General features: G+C 62.5%; 12 protein-coding genes. 2 read left to right on the top strand and 10 right to left on the bottom strand.

The window, feature by feature from the left end:
* Positions 1–4: 4 nt before the first annotated feature.
* Both ACVILL_RS23815 and ACVILL_RS23810 read right to left on the bottom strand, forming a co-directional pair.
* The gene (locus ACVILL_RS23815; protein WP_456731256.1) at positions 5–1,783 is read right to left on the bottom strand and encodes a caspase family protein; all 1,779 of its coding nucleotides are present in this window, start codon (positions 1,781–1,783) and stop codon (positions 5–7) included.
* A 137-nt stretch (positions 1,784–1,920) separates the two neighbouring features.
* Positions 1,921–3,642, bottom strand: a complete 1,722-nt coding sequence (locus ACVILL_RS23810; protein ID WP_456731255.1) for a hypothetical protein — start codon at positions 3,640–3,642, stop codon at positions 1,921–1,923.
* Between the two features lie 156 nt (positions 3,643–3,798).
* Here ACVILL_RS23810 and ACVILL_RS23805 point away from each other — a divergent pair, with 156 nt between their 5' ends.
* Complete coding sequence (locus ACVILL_RS23805) at positions 3,799–4,080, top strand: hypothetical protein (RefSeq protein WP_456731254.1); 282 nt, start codon at positions 3,799–3,801, stop codon at positions 4,078–4,080.
* A gap of 79 nt (positions 4,081–4,159) precedes the next feature.
* Complete coding sequence (locus ACVILL_RS23800) at positions 4,160–5,140, top strand: DUF4424 domain-containing protein (RefSeq protein ID WP_456731253.1); 981 nt, start codon at positions 4,160–4,162, stop codon at positions 5,138–5,140.
* An 8-nt stretch (positions 5,141–5,148) separates the two neighbouring features.
* Here the strand turns inward: ACVILL_RS23800 and ACVILL_RS23795 are convergent, their stop codons facing one another.
* From ACVILL_RS23795 to ACVILL_RS23760, 8 genes are all read right to left on the bottom strand, one after another.
* Entirely contained in the window at positions 5,149–6,948 is a 1,800-nt protein-coding gene (locus ACVILL_RS23795; protein WP_456731252.1) for a serine/threonine-protein kinase, read from the bottom strand.
* Positions 6,945–7,721 (bottom strand): PP2C family protein-serine/threonine phosphatase, encoded by a 777-nt coding sequence (locus ACVILL_RS23790; RefSeq protein WP_456731251.1) that lies wholly within the window; start codon positions 7,719–7,721, stop codon positions 6,945–6,947. Before ACVILL_RS23790 ends, ACVILL_RS23795 begins: the two co-directional genes overlap by 4 nt.
* A gap of 6 nt (positions 7,722–7,727) precedes the next feature.
* Positions 7,728–8,429 (bottom strand): type VI secretion system-associated protein TagF, encoded by a 702-nt coding sequence (gene tagF, locus ACVILL_RS23785; protein WP_456734345.1) that lies wholly within the window; start codon positions 8,427–8,429, stop codon positions 7,728–7,730.
* A complete protein-coding gene (gene tssM / locus ACVILL_RS23780; protein WP_456731250.1) occupies positions 8,426–11,974 on the bottom strand; it encodes a type VI secretion system membrane subunit TssM in 3,549 nt (1,182 codons plus the stop codon). The genes tagF and tssM overlap by 4 nt, the downstream gene beginning before the upstream one ends.
* A 46-nt stretch (positions 11,975–12,020) precedes the next feature.
* The gene (gene tssL / locus ACVILL_RS23775; protein WP_456731249.1) at positions 12,021–13,235 is read right to left on the bottom strand and encodes a type VI secretion system protein TssL, long form; all 1,215 of its coding nucleotides are present in this window, start codon (positions 13,233–13,235) and stop codon (positions 12,021–12,023) included.
* A 308-nt stretch (positions 13,236–13,543) separates the two neighbouring features.
* Positions 13,544–14,881: a type VI secretion system baseplate subunit TssK gene (gene tssK / locus ACVILL_RS23770; protein WP_456731248.1), complete on the bottom strand. Its 1,338-nt coding sequence runs from the start codon at positions 14,879–14,881 to the stop codon at positions 13,544–13,546.
* Positions 14,882–14,929: 48 nt separating this feature from the next.
* Positions 14,930–16,303 carry a type VI secretion system-associated FHA domain protein TagH gene (gene tagH / locus ACVILL_RS23765; RefSeq protein ID WP_456731247.1) on the bottom strand — a complete coding sequence of 458 codons (1,374 nt, stop codon included), beginning with the start codon at positions 16,301–16,303 and terminating at the stop codon, positions 14,930–14,932.
* A 12-nt stretch (positions 16,304–16,315) separates the two neighbouring features.
* Complete coding sequence (locus ACVILL_RS23760) at positions 16,316–16,879, bottom strand: DUF6931 family protein (protein WP_456731246.1); 564 nt, start codon at positions 16,877–16,879, stop codon at positions 16,316–16,318.
* Between the last annotated feature and the right edge of the window lie 5 nt (positions 16,880–16,884).

Genomic DNA, 16,884 nt, shown 5'->3' with positions numbered 1-16,884 from the left:
ATTGTCAGGGAACGCTGAAAAAGCCGATAGACGCGATCCGCGCGTCCGCCGGCAGATAGCGCTCCAGACTCTTGATCATCTGCCCCGAGGCGCGGCGCCGGTTGAGCTGCATCAGGACCGTCTCCAGATCAACCATCCGCTGTTGCGAAGTCACCGCAACGATCTGCTCGGCACCGAACGGCTCGCCCACCCGAAGAGGCAGCCGCAGATTTACCGATCGAGCAAGCGCGGCATCGGAACCCACCGGATACAGCATTTGGATAGTTCCGTCTCCGGACACGTTGAACAGCAGCACCGCCCGCGAACCGACGTCGGACAATTCGACCTCGACGGTCTGGCCGCTGCGCTGTTGTCGATCATCCGGCCAAATACGCATCGCCTGCGGCGATCGCGTCGCGATGCGCTTGAGCTCCCGAATTGCCGCAGTTCTGTTGACCACCGTCGTCAAGCCGTCAACGTCAACACCATAAGCAACCACGTCGCCCCAGGCAATTACGTCATGCGACACGGGGTCCCAGATCAGGTCGGGATTATCAGTTGGTTGAACAGCCTGCACACTGGCGTCCTGTGGTTTGACGTTCGCGAAATAGGTGATCTTGCCGTCAAGCGCCGCCAGGCGGATCGGTGTTAAGAGACGGAAGGGCGACAGCGCGGCACCGGGCGCGGCCGAGCCGGGCGCGGCGACGCCGGCCAGAGCGGTTTGCGAAGTGGCCGTAACGGCCGGTGGCGCGGGGGCTTGTTTCTCGGCAGGCGCGAGGGCAGGAACCTGACCGGGAGCAGCTCTCGCGGCCGTCCCTTGGATCAGCACTACGCCGCGCGTCAATTCGAAGGCCACCTCGGTCTCCGGCGTCTGCGCCGGCGACGATACCGTCACGATGTTCTGGCGTTGGTCGGACAATTGATAGACCACCTGCCGAACATTGCTGAAGAGCTCCTTCAGCGTCACTTTTCCATCATGATTGATGTCCGCGTTGCCCTCCACGGCTCGCGCAACGGCATAACTCAAAGCGCCGCGCAAGCCATCGATCCCGGGAATTCGCACTTCCGGCGCCTTGGTGTAACGATCAACCGCGGCGATAAACGCAGTGTGGTCGAGATCGAGTTCGGACTTCGGGTCGTCGCTGCTCGACACTGGCTTCAATTCATCAACCAGCAGTGTGTAGCGTGGCACCTGTCGAAAGCTCATCTCCGCCGCACGCGGATCGATATCGCGCACCATTCCGCCGCCGTGGCAGGTATCCGCAACGAAAATCACTTTTGCGCCACGCAATTCGAATTGCCGGATGAAATGGTTGAATTCGCTTCCCAGAATCCGCTCGGCCGATCCGGCCGGCGTGGTCGCAAATTCGGGCAGCAGGAACACGTTCTCCATTCCGTCCGGTTCGGAGCCCTTGACGCGCTCGGGTTCCTGCGTGCCGTGACCTGCAATCGACAGGAAGATGAGATCGTTGTTCCTTGTCCGCTCCACCAGTGAGCTGATCTCACGCAGCACGCTTGCCCTATCAGCTTGTGCGTTGGTCAGCTCCACCACATCGCTGACGCCCATGGTCCGCAAGCTGGACACGATGTCATTGGCATCCGCGACCGCGCCCTTCAATTTGCGGACATGCTGGTAGTCGTCGATGCCGATGACGAGCGCTCTAAGAGCTGCACCGTCGGGATTGCTTATTGACAGTTCACCCGCCGCGCGCGCGTGCTGGAGTGGCAGGCCGATCAACGCAGCGAGCAGGATGGCTGCACACAGCCAACCGGCCCTTTGATCAAAGCCCCTGAGCCTTCGCATCGTGATCCACCTCGATATCAAGCAGGCCCGCCCTGGAACCGCACCGGCATGGCAGAGCGGCAGGACGCCTGGATCTCCAGAAACCAGCGCAGAGGCGGTGATCCATGTTCATCTGTAGCCCTAGGGAGACCACAGGTTCAGCGCCGCCTGTTCGCCGTCTTACGGCCCGTCGGCGCCTCGGTCTCCTGATAGGCGCTCACGGAAACAGTGGTCTGATCATCTGCGAACGCGCGAAAGCGGACCGGAACGTAACCGCGTGCGAGCAGGCTTGCGAGCGGATAGACGTTGCGGCAGACCCTGCCGTTGCAGCCGCCCGTCGAGGATTCCATGACCTCCGCCTTGCGATCCGGCGTGAACCGCAGGAACAACATCACGTGGGAACCCGGTTTGTTCAGGGCGTCACCGGGCTTGAGATCCCATGGGTTGGTCACGGGTGCGGCGATCGCGGGGATCGCGGCGGTCGTGTAGTGGACCGAAAGTCCCCATGTGGCGCTGACGAACGCCGAACAGTCGACCCCCGCCACATCCGGTCGCGGTTCGTTGCGGGTGCAGACATTGCCCGCAAGCGTCCCGCTTTCGATCCGCTGTCGGAAATTCGCGAGCGAACCATGGCAACCCCAGCAATAGGGCACGCCCCGCACTTCCTGGTTTACCTTGCCCTGCAGATACCAGGGCCGGCGAATCCGGCTGAAACCGGAGCATTGGCTGTCGGGATCGCTGCCGTAGTTCGCCGGTGTCAGCTTCCACTGAATGCCCTCGAAGGCGAAGGCCGTCTCGATCGCCTGCTGGCGATTGGACGGCCGCACGGCGGCGGTCGCGTTGAACTTGATATCCGGCTGCGCCGCCGGCGCGACCGCCGTACGCGACGGCCTGACGTCAATGACGGATACCTTTCCCATGGGCCGGAAGCCGACGCCAACCACCTCGACACCCTCCGGCTTGGTCCGCAGAAAATAGACATCGCCGTCGCCTGAGACGGTGACAAACCGCCGGGTAACGGGTGTGTTCTCCAGAGGCAGCTCGTAGATGCCCTCAAGGCGTCCGTTCGCGGCATAGCGTGCGACGAATGTAGAGGCATTCTTGCCCGACGGAGGAATGTCCTCGGCCAGCACGTAGAAGCGGTCACTGTTGTCGATCTCAAGAAACTCCACGGTGCCGAGCTGGCTGCGGACACGCAGGCCGAGCTGACCGATGGTCTCGTTGGAGACCATGGTCTGGATTTCGACCCGAACGCTGGCATTGCCCTTGTCGGGAATAATGTCGGCGATCACCGATCCCTTGCTGCGCGAGGCGATATACTGCCGGTCGGGCTGCCGCGTCGTCCTCACGATGGCCGCGCGCGTATTCTGATCCAGCAAATCGGTAGGGCTGCTCGGCGCCTGCGAGCCCATCTGTGCGAAGGCCGAAATGGCGACCTGATCGTCCGCTCCGCGGGATGAGACTTCCTCCAGCTGGATCACGTCTCCGCCCAGCCCGCGGGTGGACTGTCCCGGTGCCGCCTTCAGCATGCGCACGCCGCCGTCCCAGACCATGATGTCGTCGTTATGGACGACGAGGTCGGTGGGCTGCACATCGCCAGGCATCTTAAGGATGTCGGGAGCCGCGTTCGGTTGTTTGGGGTCGAACTGCAGAATGCGGCCGTTGACCTGATCAAGCACAAACAGATTTCCCTGTCCGTCCGCGCTGAGCGCTTGCGGGCCCGCAAGTTCGACGTCCTGGCCGGCCGGGACGATCCCGACCATGGATGCAGCCGAACCGCTGGCAAAGCTTCGCACCACGGCATCGTCGGCCCTTGCCCTGCTGGCAACGATGGTCGCGCAGACGACAAAGAGCCAGATCCAGCTAGATCGACGAAGCATATCCGCCTCAATGTAACCGAACCGAATGCGGCGTCAGTCCGACTAATCCAAGACCGCGCAAGTGCAGCATCAATTAGTGGCGAGCAACCCCAATCCCGTTCAACTCTCTCACTGGACGGTGATAGTTCCAATTCCTTCAGCTTGCAGTGCAAAATCATGGCCAGAAACAGATTTGAGCAAGTCAGCGAAATCCAGCCCGATGCGATCACTCTGGTCTTGAGGCGCGACGACGGGGGCGCCTCCGGGTCAATCGTGTTGCCAGCCGCCGCAAGCGGAGGACGCTTGAGCAGCGACCAGGTCAGCGCCCAACTACCTGCCCAGGATGCCTTTCGCGGCGCGATCCGTCTCGCCAATGACATGAAGCTGGCGATCGTGGTTTGCGACCCGGATGGTGTCTGGAAGCCGGAATGGGGAGATCTCTACCAGGCGATCAATTGATCCCGCGCTGCGGCGCCGCATGGAGGCCGGCATGGCAAGTGGAGCGTTAAGCGGGCAGTCATTGAGATCGCAAGCCCTGATGATCGCCCTGTTGGCCGCAACCGGTTGGCCCGCGCAGGCGAACGACTCCGCGGCCGAATTGTCCATTGGCGGGCTGCAATTCGTTCGCACCAAGGACGTGGCCATGGCGAGCGAGGAGCTTCGTATCGGGTTGGACAGGGTCAGCGTTCGCTACCAATTCGTCAACCAGACAAGCAAGCCGGTGGCACTCACGGTCGCCTTTCCGCTGCCCGACATCGATTTGTCCGAAGCCGAGAACATTGCTTTTCCATCAAGCGATCCGGTCAACTTCGTCGAGTTCGAGACCAAGATCGACGGCAACGCGGTGCCGCTGACCATCGACCAACGCGCCATGGTCGGCAGCAAGGATGTGACCGCCCTCCTCCGTCAATTTAGGCTGCCTTTGCTGCCGCTCGGCGATCGGGATATCCGGATCGCCGACCTGCCTGCGGCGACCCGAACCAAGCTGATCGATGACGGCCTTCTTATGCCTGCCGGCATGAACGACAACGGTCGCCAGCAATACATGCCTGGCTGGATAACCAAGACTTCGGCTGTTCGCGAGCAGGTGTTTCCTGCGGCGCGTACCGTCATTGTCGAACATCAATACCGCCCGAGCGTCGGCTCCAGCCCTGACACGGTCCTGCGCTCGGGTCTGCGCCGCAACGCGGCGCTAGCTCCCAAGGTCGAGCGATACAGGCGAGACTATTGCATTACGGATGCGTTCCTTGCCGAATTGGACAGGCGCGCAGGCAGCGACCAGGCGAATACCGCAGGACTGCAGGAGCGGCGCATTTCCTACGTGCTCAAGACGGGCGCGAACTGGGCGGGTCCAATCCGGTCCTTCACATTGACGATCGATCCGGGAAGTGACGACCGCCTGGCTAGTTTTTGTCCCGGGCGGCTCAAGCCGTCATCTGCCAACAACTCGCGCCAATTTACGGCGAGCGACTTCACGCCGGATGCCGACCTGAAGATCTTGATAATCGGCAAGTTCTAAAGAGCAGCTCAATTCGTGAGCATCACATAGCGCGCGGCCGCAATGATGGTCACGTTGCTGCGCTGAGCTTCGCTCGTCGCCTGCAGGAAGAATGTGTCGGCAGCCATCGGTCGCGGCTGGCGCAACGAATCCAGAACCCGCGGGACCGCAACGACCAGCAGGAGTTGCGGACCAGTCGTCCGCTCCATCGGCAGGGCAAAGGAAAGCGAGTCGATGCCTGGCTTCAGGAGATAGGACAGGCTACGCACCTCGCCGCGGTCCGAGACCATGAGCAGTTCCACCACCCGGTTGGCAAAATTCTCAACGGTCCCATTGAGGGTCTCGCCGGCCTTCAACTCGGTAGCTGACAGGTTGATGCGCGGGGCACGTGTCTGGTCGCTTCCGACCTGGCTCAGGAATCTGACGGCCGGACATTGTGCTTGGTTCACCTGCCTGACGCCGACAGTGGCCTCAAATCCCTGCTCCTTTCGAAACGCTTTGTCGAAGGTATCGAACGGCGCTGTCGAAGCACCGTAACCTTCAATGACGGCTGCGCTTGAACTCACCGCAACAGGCAGGATGAAGAAGCAGTCTCCGCCCGCATATTGGGCGACATATTTGCGGATGCGCTCGGCTCGCCCCGGTCCATCGGGATACGGAGACGACGTCGCCGTCGGCTGAGACGGCAGCTTCACCGGCTCCTGACGTGCTAGCTGCGAAGGGACAGGCTCGCTCGGCGGCGCGGATGCCCCGGCGAGTTTCGGAGGCGGCGGTAAGGCCGCCAATCCCGACGTTTTCCAGACAAATCTATAGTAGGTGTACCCACCGCCGCCCAGAACAAGCAGCAGCCCCGCGACGCAGGCGCCGACCCAGATGCGGCGAGCTCTCCGCAACGGCGCCCGCTCCTGCGGCGCAGACGTGCCAGCTTGCGACTTCGCCAATTGATCGAAGCCGTAGAGCGGTGCTGCGGACGACTGAGCCGAACCCGCCGGTCCCCAGTTGGCGATCTCAGCCATGGTCGGGCGCAAGGCCGGGTCCGGCTGCAGCATCTTCTCGAGAAGCGGCCTGATGCGCATGTCCACTGCGCCGAGATCCGGCACACGCCGACGTTTCTCGACCAGTTGGAACTGGCTGCCGCCCATATCGAGCTTTTGTCCGGTCAAGGCATGGAACAGCACGAGACCAAAGCTGTAGACGTCGGACTTCGCGGTGACATCATTGCCGTACAGGCCGACCTGTTCCGGCGAGGCGTAATTGTCCTTGCCGGCGAAGCCGGAACCGATGATGGTCTTGTCACCCATCTGGGTCGACCGGGCGATCCCGAAGTCGATGATCTTCGCCCGCCTTACATCATCGAGCGGCACGATGATGTTGTCGGGGGAGACATCGCGATGGACAATGCCGTGCTCGTGAGCGGCCTGAAGGCCCGACGCGACCCGCCGCACCAACTTGACCAGCGCTTCGAAGGTCAGCGGCCCATCGTCGAGCATGTTTGACAGCGAGCGCCCGTTCACAAATTCCATCGCGAGATACGGGCGCTGCAGCACGGGTTCGACCGTGAACAGGAAGTAGCGAACGATTGCTTCATGCGGAAGATTGTGAAGAGCCGCCGCCTCCCGGCGGAACAGCGCGAGTGCCGCCTCGTTCTCGACCATGTCGGGTAGCAACATCTTGACCGCGACCGGCGATCCGGTCTGGATCTCGCGGCATCGGTAGACCTCCCCCATGCCGCCTGATCCGATCATCGCTTCGATTTCGTAAATGCCGTTGAGCCGGGTGCCGGCCGGCACGCCGCGGTAGGATGACCGAAACGGATCGTTCGCGGTCATGGTCGCGGCTCCCGATTGAGCGGCGTCCTCGTGGGCTCTGAGGATCGCGGCGCGAGCAATCGCACGATCAAGATCGTAACGTTATCGAGCCCGCCGCGATCAAGCGCCAGCGCAAGCATGTCGTCGCAGGCTGTCTGAGCAAGTCGAGTGGCCGCGTGCTGCTGAATCTCGTCATCCTGCACGTGTCGCGTCAAGCCGTCGCTGCAAATCACGAAGATGTCTTCTGGTTCGGCTGGACCGGTCACCACCTCAAACTCGGGCTCGGCGACAACGCCGACAGCCCGGGTGATGGCATTGCTCGGCCAATCCTGGACCTCTTCGCGCGATAGTGTGCCGCCGGCGATCAGTTCCTCCAGTTCGCTATGGTCGTGCGACACCTGCGTGATACCGTAGCGATTGATCAGGTATACCCGGCTGTCGCCCGCCCAAATACAGGCATAGTGGCCGTCGCGCACGAGCAGGACTGCCGTCGTGGAGCCGACAATGGCACCCTGCCTTGCATGGCTGAGTGCCAGGATCTGCTGGTTGGCGCTGAACAGACGCGCTTCGCATTGCGCCAACAGATCGGCGGCCGAGTCCGTCGCGCCGATCGCATCAAGCGACTGCACTACGATGCGGCTCGCAAGATCGCCGGCCTCATGACCGCCCATGCCGTCAGCGACGGCCCATAGGCCGACGTCGGTTCTGACCAGGTATGAATCCTCGTTTCGCGCCCGCACCCGTCCGGCGTGGGTGACGCTACCGACATCGAACAGGGACGGGACGTGTACCATCGCGCGTCATCCCGTCCCGGACACCGCGCGGCCGACGTCGCCGGTCAGCAGCGTGGAATAGTGAAAGGGATCCGGCAGTCCGCGGCAACAGAGCGTCATCGGCGGGAAACCCTCACCTCCGGCGGTCCACCAGAAACTTGCCGCGGCATAGACTTGCGGGTTGGCGCCGCAGAGCGTCCAGAGCGACTCGCCAAACCCATCGACCTTCGAAACCATTCCCAGCGTCGCCTCATTCAACGCCACGATGGACGATGCATCGGTCCGCGGCGTCAGCAGACGCGGGAGCGCGAGACGATCCACCGCATCAGCGATCCGCTCGAACGTCGCAGCCCGGTCCAGGGTCGATAGCAAGAACGTCTCCACTTGCCCGAACCACTCGTCCTGCGGATCGATGTGCGGCGGCGGCAACGCGGCGGCGTCATCCGATACCGAATGCAGCGTCAACGGATAGTATCGCCCTACGCCGTCAAGCGACGGCATGATCGCTCCCGCGACGGTGGTGCCGCAGATTGCGGCACCAAGCCAGAATCGCCACACCGGCGCGGTCAGGAATGCTCCCTGCCAAGCGACGCCAAGTTGATTGCGGCTCGCGGAGACAGCAGCCTGCACCCACGGCTCCCAGACTTCAAGGAAGCTCCGCGGCGTCGCGATCGCGATGAAATCACGCTTGGCGCCGATCTTGCCGAATAAGCCGCACCGCATGGTCAAATTCCGGTTGGGCAACGAAACTCGCGCAGCACCGACAGGTTTAGCGGATTGCGCAACGATCCTGTCGAAATCTGATAGTTGAGCTCACGTCCGGCAACGATGAAGGTTGCGCTGGCGGTTTCCGCCTTCGCGACCAGCGAGCCGGCCTCCAGCATTCGGAACAATGACCAGGGGCCGACGCGCTCAAGTACGGATGGCGAGCCGGTCTCGTTGCTGACCGAAATTGCTGTCCGCGGCGACGGCCCGGGCCAGAGGACCGTCGTCGGTGAATTGCTCTGCTGCGGTGGTGGAGCAGCGGGCTGCGGCGCACCGAACATGGAGGGAGCTGCGGCAGGTCCTGGCGTCGTGGGGCTGGTGATCGTCGTGCCGCCGATCTCGGTCTTGACTGTGATGCCCGGTCCGCCCGCAGGTGGCGGCCGGATCGCAAGGGACACTGCCGGCACGCCGCCGCCAGTCTGGAAAAAGGCATCGCGGATATAGGCGGCACTCTGGAACTGCTTCAATGTGTCGGGCGAGAAAGATCGACCGACAGGGCTCTCCTTTCGCCAAACCCAGTCCGAACGCGACGTATCTGCGTAGGGCGCCAGGAATTGAGTGAAGAACTTGTCCATGATGCCGTTCGGACTGAACAGCTTGGCGAAATCCGCGAGCGGCACTTCCTGACCGCTGCTCCGCACAAACGGATAGCGGTTGGTCACCGTCTGCTGGCAGACCGGCGTAACTTGATCGCGCAACGACTGCAGGATCTGACCGGCCGTGGAGGCGGCGATGCTGCCTTCGAACTCCGCAGCCGCCGCTCGGAGCATGTCGGAAAATGGCGGCGGCATGCGCGAGGCGTTGTTGCGCAGCGCCGCAACCTGGGTCTGAAGCCCCGCAGTCGCCTGCGCCGTCAGTTGCGGATTCTCCACCATCAACGTCAGATTCTGTGCAATGTCGTTCAGGTTTGCGATCGTCGAGTCGATTGGCCGGCGCGTGCTCTCCCCTTCCAGCACCGCATGGTAGGGCTTGAACTGCGACTCGATCGCCGCGCCCGGCGTGCCATCCCGGGCATTGTTGAACAGTGCGGGCGTGGTGACCGCAGGCGGCGCTGCAGGCGTGCCGGAACTTGCCGGCTTCGGGCGTTCCTTGGTCAGCATCGTCTCGTCGCGCACCGACTCCAGGATTTGCCGCATCGGCGAGGTCGGCGCCGAAAGCGCCCTCAGCACCTCGTATTTCGGCTTGTCGGCGAGCAACTTTTTCAGACGCAGACTGCCAAGCGCAGTCCGCCACGTCGTCACGAATTCATTGGAGTAGATGCTGAGCAGATCGCCAGCCAGGTTGTCATACTGCTGGTCAATGGCCGACTGCTGGCCGGCGTCGCCCAGGACCCACCGCTCTCGCTTCATGCGCTCCGACAATCCGGGCAGTCGAGCGATGAACTTCTGATTGAAGCCGTTGTAGGTGAAGAACTCGGGTACCCGCACGTTGTCCAGGGGCTGGCCGGTCGTGGTTTCGAAGACAACTGCCACGTCCGGACCGCCTCGGCGGCTGGCGATCCAGTCGCCGGCGGTCGATCCACGAGCCTCCGACTTCAGGAACTCGTAGGCACGTTGCGACACGCTGAGGCGCGCCAGCGAATTCTGGGCCTGCTTGATCAGCCGGCCGTCAAGCTCGACCAGCGGCGGCTGCTCGGTTTCGAGGTCGAACATCGCAACAAGGTTTTCATCGAGCAGACGCCGTCCTTCGGCATTGGTCGCGCCGGGATAAAGGTTGTCCGCCCAGTCGCGCTGCATCCAGGAGCGGATCAGCTCGCGGTCCGGGGATTGCAGGCCGCCAAGCATCAGGTAGACCTTCAGCGCCTCATAGACGAAGGCAGGCTCATTGATACGCGCATTGAGCTGCTCTTCCAAACGGTACAGCAAGCGAGGCCTGAACATGCGCTCGAGCGCAGTGTGATATGCTGCCTTCGCGGGCGACAACAGGCGCGCGCGCTGACTGAGTCCGTAGCGTGCCGAGAGCGCTACCGGCTCATTTCGTGATGCATAGCCGGCGGGGGCATTCCGCAGTCGGTAGAGCAGCGGCAGCACCTTGTCGAGATCGTGATCGGCGATCAGCGTCTGCTTGATGAGCGGCGCCCCGGCGGCCGCATACTCCTTGTCCGCCTGCAGGCTCTGCTCGATCAAGTCGGAGTTGCGCTTGTAGCTTGTCAGCCAGGCACCGATCAGTCCGATCGCCACCAAACCTATCACCGACAGCGCCGCGGTCTTGAGGATCAGGGCACGGCGCACTGCAGCACGGTCGGTCGAAACCCAGTCCGCCTCGCCGATGATAACCTTCGAAATCAAATCGGCGAGGAAATAGCTCTTGCCGGTTCCGGAGTATGATCCGGCACCGACTTCCTCCGCGCCAAATGTACGCGCCAACGATCCGATCAATTGATCGATCGGCGTACCCTGCTGAGTGCCCGAGGTGAAATAGAACCCACGCAGATTGGCGTTCACGTGGTACCGTGTCGGCTCAAAGATCTGATTGAGGAAATCGTGCATTTGCGGCTTGAGCCGCGCCATCTGCGCCGGGAAGCCGAACAACTGCACCCGATGCTGCGGCGTAGGCTCGTCCTGGAGACGGTCGAGCGTTTCCTCGCTCAGGCGCTCCAGCAGGCGATCGAACTCGACCGGGACCTGCCCCACCAGATTCTGGGTCTTGTCGGCGGTCTGGAAAGTGGCGCCCCAGACCTGGCGCCGGCCGGCCTCGCCGAGATAGGCGAAATATTCGGTGAAACCGGCAACCAGATCGGCCTTGGTGAACAGCGCGTAGACCGGGAAGCTTACTTTCAGCCTTTGATGCAGTTCGAGGAGCCGCATCCTGATGGCATCGGCATGAAGTTCGAGCTCCTGCTTGGGCAGCGTCAGCACGTCCTCCAGACTGATTGCGACGAGAACGCCGTTGATCGGCTGGCGCGGCCGATTTTTTTTCAGGATGTCCAGAAACGACAGCCAGCTTTCCTTGTCGGCCTTGCCGTTTGAGTCCTGGGTTGTGTAGCGACCGGCGGTATCGATCAGCACCGCTTCGTCGGTGAACCACCAATCACAGTAGCGAGTGCCGCCGACCCCGGCGATCGCCGCCGGCGTTGCCCCTCGCGCGAGCGGAAACTTGAGCCCCGAATTCACCAGCGCGGTGGTCTTTCCCGCGCCGGGCGGACCGATGATGACGTACCAGGGCAGATCGTAGAGATAACCGGACTTGTTGCCGCTCGCGGTCTTAAGCGTTGCGAGCGCATCCTTCATGCGCTCCTTGAGCACGGGCTCGTCGCTGACGGCCTGATCCGCACCGCTGACGCCGTCAGCGATTTCCTTCGCATTCCTGCGTCGCTTGAAGAAATGAAGACCGGCGACACCTGCTGCCGCGGCGCCGAGCAGCAGGATCGCGATCTGGCGAATGATGTGATTTTCCAATGGATGCCAGTCGCCGAAAGCAATGAAGGGACCGGCAAGGTAGATCACTGCTCCAAGCGAGCTGAGTCCGACTCCATAGAGAACGATGCGTAGTATGTCCTTGGCGAGCATATTGACCGATACCTGTCGCTTATCGCGTGGAGCTTCTGGCGTCCGCCTATTCGCTACGTTCGATGAAGATTTCGACCCGACGGTTTTTGGCACGCCCCTCGGGTGTCGAATTGCTGGCAATTGGTGAATCCGATCCCTTGCCGTCGACATCGACGCGCGAACCATCGGCCAAGCCGGGTTTCAGCGCGGCGGCTACCGCCTTGGCGCGCTCGACCGACAATTCGAAATTCGAGGGGAAACGCACGGTGCGGATCGGCGAGCTGTCGGTATGGCCAACCACCCGGATGCGGCCGGGCTCCTTGTCGAGCGTCGCCGCAACGCGGGCCGCGACCGGCTTGAAGCCATCCAGGATGGTTGCCTGGCCCGAGGCAAATAATGCGAGATCGCAGACCCTGATCACGATGAAGCTCGCCGTCTGATCCGCCGTCATGGCGCAAGCCGTCTTCTCCTGTGCAAGCGCGTTGCGAATGCGCTGCAGCTGGGTGATGCGATCTGGGGGTGGCGGCGGAGGTGGAGGCGGCGGCGGCGCAACGACGCGGCGCTTGAGCTCGATTGGATCGCCGGGATGCAATGCCAGCGCGACTTCGGCGGCATTCTCTGCACGGCCAGCCAGCAACGTCCGCAGCACAAAATAGGATCCCGTGAGCAGCGCGGCGACCACGGCCGCCACCAGCCAAACCGGAATACGGAGGTGCTTCCGCCGACCGGCCAAGGCCTGGCCGCGCCAGTGGGGCGACAAATCATTGGTTGGCTTGGGTCGAACCCGGCGCAACGTCTCATAGAGGTTGCGCTGGATCACCTGAAGGTTCGCAAGCCCGCCCGGCGACGTCCGGTGAATGCCCTGGAACCCGAGTGCAAGACAGGCGTGCTGGAGTTCGAGCACCGGATAATTGACCAGCGGATCAGTCTTCAAATGGTCGAGAATCTCAAAGAAGCGTACGCCACCGACGCGTTCGCCGAAGAACCGGCTGAGCATCGAGTATTGCGCCCAGACGTGCCGATCGTCGGTCGGAATGTGTTGCACGATGTCGTCGGCAGTAGCGCACAGGATGTACTTCGCCGTATTGGCCTGGTGCTCGGAAATGCCGGCCGAGCGGATATCCTTCTCGAAGAACTTGATGGCGTCGGCGACTTGCTCCATCAGGCTCGCGAATGACGCCCGCATCAGCGCTACGCGCAGCCGGCCAAGCAGCTGCAGCAAGGGGCCGCCGGCGCGCATCACCGGATTGGCGTTTGGCGCGACCAGATCGTCGACACGCAAGGGCGGCCCGGGCGGCAAGATCGGTTGCTGCGCCGGAGCCTGCGCCGGCGTCGAAATCCATTCCTCCGACGGCTGGCTGGTCGGCGGGGCAGCGTAGCTTGCGCTTTGTGGTACGGGAGAAAATGAAGGCGGAGGCGACGGGCTACCCGGCGAAGCCACGGGCGATGGCGAGTACACTGGACGGCTTGCAGGCCCCTCGCCTGCTGGAGGTTGAGGAGCCGGAGCCGGCGGCATCTTCCCGCCGGGGTTCGGACGGATGATGGTCCGCTCACCCCGACCGAAAGGGTTAACCGGCTTGTCCCTGTCGGTCATGGCCGCTCTTCCAGGATCGCCCAAAGGTACAGCTCAAGCTCCGGCCAGTCGCCGGAAAAATGCATCCCGATCGACGCCGCAGTGCTGAATTCTGGCCACAACGGCGACTTGCGATCGAGATAGAAATAAACGTGGTCCGTGATGGCTCGGATGTGCGGTGGCGGCGTCGGCAAGTGCACCAGGGTCAAACCCGGGAGATTTGCGTGCACAATCTCGGTCATCTTGGTATTGGGCCCGACCTTGAACAAATGCGGGAATTCGTTCTGGATCTCGACGAGAGGTCGCCGCGCGGCAACCTCCAGCACCAAGGTAGCATTTCGGAACAACGCCCGATCGCGGATCGGCGATACGAACGCGTTCTGGGCGCGTTCGATGATCTCCAGACGGATCGCTCGCCTGCCGAGCCGCGCGCTGAGGAAGTCCTGGATGTCGCGCACCAGAGGCGTGAAGACGTATTCGAGGTTATCGTGATCGTATGCCGGGTAGTCCCGTGCGCGTCGTTCGGTGGTCGCGAAAGTCGCAAGCTCACCGGCAAACCTCAATAGCTCCTCGTACAGCCGCTCCGGATGCACGCTGCCGGACCGCTTGAAATGAGTCAGCACGGGAATAGTCCGGTTCAGCACCTGCAGCACCAGGTAATCGACGCTCTGCAAGCCGCCGCCGGACGATGGATCGACCGCGTAGCGTGCGAGCTCATCGAGCTTGGTCTCAACCCAGCCAATGATTCGATTGAGCCAACCATCGACGACCGGATGTGCAGCGCAGACCAGCATCGGCGGCACAAACTTGTCATCGAACAGGATATTCTTGTCGCGTACTTCGAGGATACGGGCAATGCCGAGGCCCATGTATCCCGGCTTGCTGGTCTTGCGCAGTTCGAACGACAGCCGCGGATAGACAATGTCAATCTCTTCCTCGATGCGCAGCGCCGAAGTTGAATCGATAAACGTCTCGGAAGTCCGAACGTAGCGACTTGCGCTGTCGGTGCGATCCTCATCCACCTCCCGCGTGTTGGGCGCAGCGACCGGCATCATCAGCCAGACGATCTGGCCTGCGGCTGAATCCGGCACCTCGATCGCTTCCGGGATCGGACTGTCGGCGGGGATATCGAACGGCGTCCCATCGGGCATGACGCCGGTCGCGCTGCGCACGGCGAATTTGCTCTGCTGTGTAAGATCGTTGTCGATCTCGAGCTGCGCAAAGCCCCACGGGTGCGGTGTTGTGTAACGAACGCGCTTTTCCAGCAGATGCTCGAGATAACGATCGTTCTGCTGCAGATGATGCGGCCGCAGAAACAGACCTTCCGACCAGAAAACTTTGCTGTACCAGGACATTCCTGCATCCACTTGGCAATGATCGGCGACGGCATCGTCACCGACAGTTCACTTTGACCCCGACTTGTCTGCGCGGTCGTAATATTCAGAGAAATGAAGCATGAAGGTATCGATCGGCGCGCTTTCGTCGCGACCGAGATGCGCCTTCCAGCGCGTCAAGAATTCATCCCACAACTTACTCTTGTTCGAGCCGAAAAAGGATCTTGCTCCGCGCTGAAGCTCGAGCTCGCGCGCCATCAGCGTCGGATCGATACTGGCGATCAGCCCGCTGACGGCATGCTGCATTGCCGCATAGGTCTTCAATTGATGGGATTTGAGATCCTTGAAGCCCTGAGCGAAGGCATGCGGCGCATCAAGGTAACTGCGCGTCGGCGGCCCGAACAGGATGCGCATCGCGTCTTCCGCGGTCGGCGAGAATTTCAACGGATTGTTCTCGATGGCCTGGATGGTGGTTTGACTGGTGCTACGCGTCAGCTGCTTGGCCTGGGTCCGCGCCTGCAGCAGAGCCATCAAACTTTCCACCGTCATGCGCAGTATGATGCCAAGCTGCTCCGCGAGTTCGGCCTCGGTCTTGTCGGCAAAGAAATTCTCCGGCAATCCGGCAGCACGCGCCACCAGGCGCGCGAATTCGAGATTGCCGCTCGAGGTGGCTGTAGCCGGCCCTGGTTCGGCCACCTGCGGCCGCGGCGCTCCCGTATGCCCCCCCGGTGGCGCCGGCGGTGGCGGGACAGCCGGTTCATCGTCGACCCAGACCGATGGCCGGCGCGGCGTCGGCATCGCGTGCTGCACGTCGACCGGCGGTTTGGGCGTGGCGACCGGACCGCCTGCCCAGCTCATGTCGTCGTGCGGAGGCAGCTCTCGTTGAGGCATCTGGGGCGAATGCCGGACGGGGTCGACGCCCGCCGGCGGAACGCTCGCCGCCCAGTCCAGGAATTCCGCATTGACGGGCCGCGCTGCTTCGCGCGGCTTTCTCAACTGCTGCGGGTCGATTGGCGGCGGCACGTCGCGACCGGGAGCCCACAGCTCCTGGTAATCGGCGTGCTGCTGCGCGAGAGGAGCTTGCTGCTGCGCGCCATGGCTCGGAGTGCCCTCGGCACGTTCGTCCAGGTCCAGCGAAACGCCAATGACATAATGGCCGATGACGAGCCGATCGCCATTGCGTAGCCGATGCGCTCCCCGCATGCGCTGGTCGGCGCCGTTGAGAAAGGTGCCGTTGGTCGAGACGTCGTGCAACCAGTAGCCGCCGTCGCGATAGTGGATCTCGCAATGCTTCCCCGAAATCATCCGGGACGGATCGGGCAATGTCCAATCGAGATGACGATCGCGGCCTATATCGACCGAGCGCCGGCCGGTGACCGTAAATGACACGGGTCCGCCATCGGGGAGGTTGGGCTCGTTCTCGATGTTGAAGCGAAGCACCATCACATCGTCTCGTCAGCGCAGAGGGCGCGGTTCGCCGCGTGCCAATTGAATACCATCCTCCAGGCAGGCCGTCATTATCCGGTCCCTGGACTCACGGGTAAGCCGGCAAAGTCCGATCAAAAGAGCCGCGCGAACCGCCCGCGCCGTCTGATCTGGCTTGGCTTCGACCGGAGCAAATTCGGCAGGGACGACGCTCCCGCCGGACCAGCCCGCCGCCAGCGCCAGCCAAGTCGCCGGCTGTTCGGGATCGTTGGCATTGCCGACCGCCAACGCCTTGTTGCGCGATTGCTCGTCTGGCTGCCGGACCCAGGTCTCTGCAAAGCTGAGTGACCTGCCTTCATTGGCGTCGAAATTGTCGAACATCTGCCGAAGCGAGCGACATCCCCAGGCGACAGCCACGCGCCTGGGGAGCAGGTACGCGCAGAAGGACACAGCCTGGTGCCAGTTGCCTGCATCAGCGGCCTCCTGCAGGAAATCCAACGAGAGCTTGTCCGGGGCAGCGTTGCCGACGTCGTATCGCGCCAGCGGATAGGCTTCAAACAGATCGCGGACTGTGCTGAACCGAACTTGACCCATGGCCG

It is taken from the genome of Bradyrhizobium sp. USDA 3364, assembly GCF_054056355.1.
Note: the sequence above shows the minus strand (reverse complement) of the source record. Positions and strands in the feature narration are given on the sequence as shown.

Excerpts from the sequence above, each read along its gene's own strand:
- ACVILL_RS23815 (WP_456731256.1), bottom strand. The coding sequence starts at position 1,783 with ATGCGAAGGCTCAGGGGCTTTGATCAAAGGGCCGGTTGGCTGTGTGCA.
- tssM (WP_456731250.1), bottom strand. The coding sequence starts at position 11,974 with ATGCTCGCCAAGGACATACTACGCATCGTTCTCTATGGAGTCGGACTC.
- tagH (WP_456731247.1), bottom strand. The coding sequence starts at position 16,303 with ATGGTGCTTCGCTTCAACATCGAGAACGAGCCCAACCTCCCCGATGGC.
- ACVILL_RS23795 (WP_456731252.1), bottom strand. The coding sequence starts at position 6,948 with ATGACCGCGAACGATCCGTTTCGGTCATCCTACCGCGGCGTGCCGGCC.
- tssK (WP_456731248.1), bottom strand. The coding sequence starts at position 14,881 with ATGTCCTGGTACAGCAAAGTTTTCTGGTCGGAAGGTCTGTTTCTGCGG.
- ACVILL_RS23790 (WP_456731251.1), bottom strand. The coding sequence starts at position 7,721 with ATGGTACACGTCCCGTCCCTGTTCGATGTCGGTAGCGTCACCCACGCC.
- ACVILL_RS23805 (WP_456731254.1), top strand. The coding sequence starts at position 3,799 with ATGGCCAGAAACAGATTTGAGCAAGTCAGCGAAATCCAGCCCGATGCG.
- ACVILL_RS23800 (WP_456731253.1), top strand. The coding sequence starts at position 4,160 with ATGATCGCCCTGTTGGCCGCAACCGGTTGGCCCGCGCAGGCGAACGAC.
- ACVILL_RS23760 (WP_456731246.1), bottom strand. The coding sequence starts at position 16,879 with ATGGGTCAAGTTCGGTTCAGCACAGTCCGCGATCTGTTTGAAGCCTAT.
- ACVILL_RS23810 (WP_456731255.1), bottom strand. The coding sequence starts at position 3,642 with ATGCTTCGTCGATCTAGCTGGATCTGGCTCTTTGTCGTCTGCGCGACC.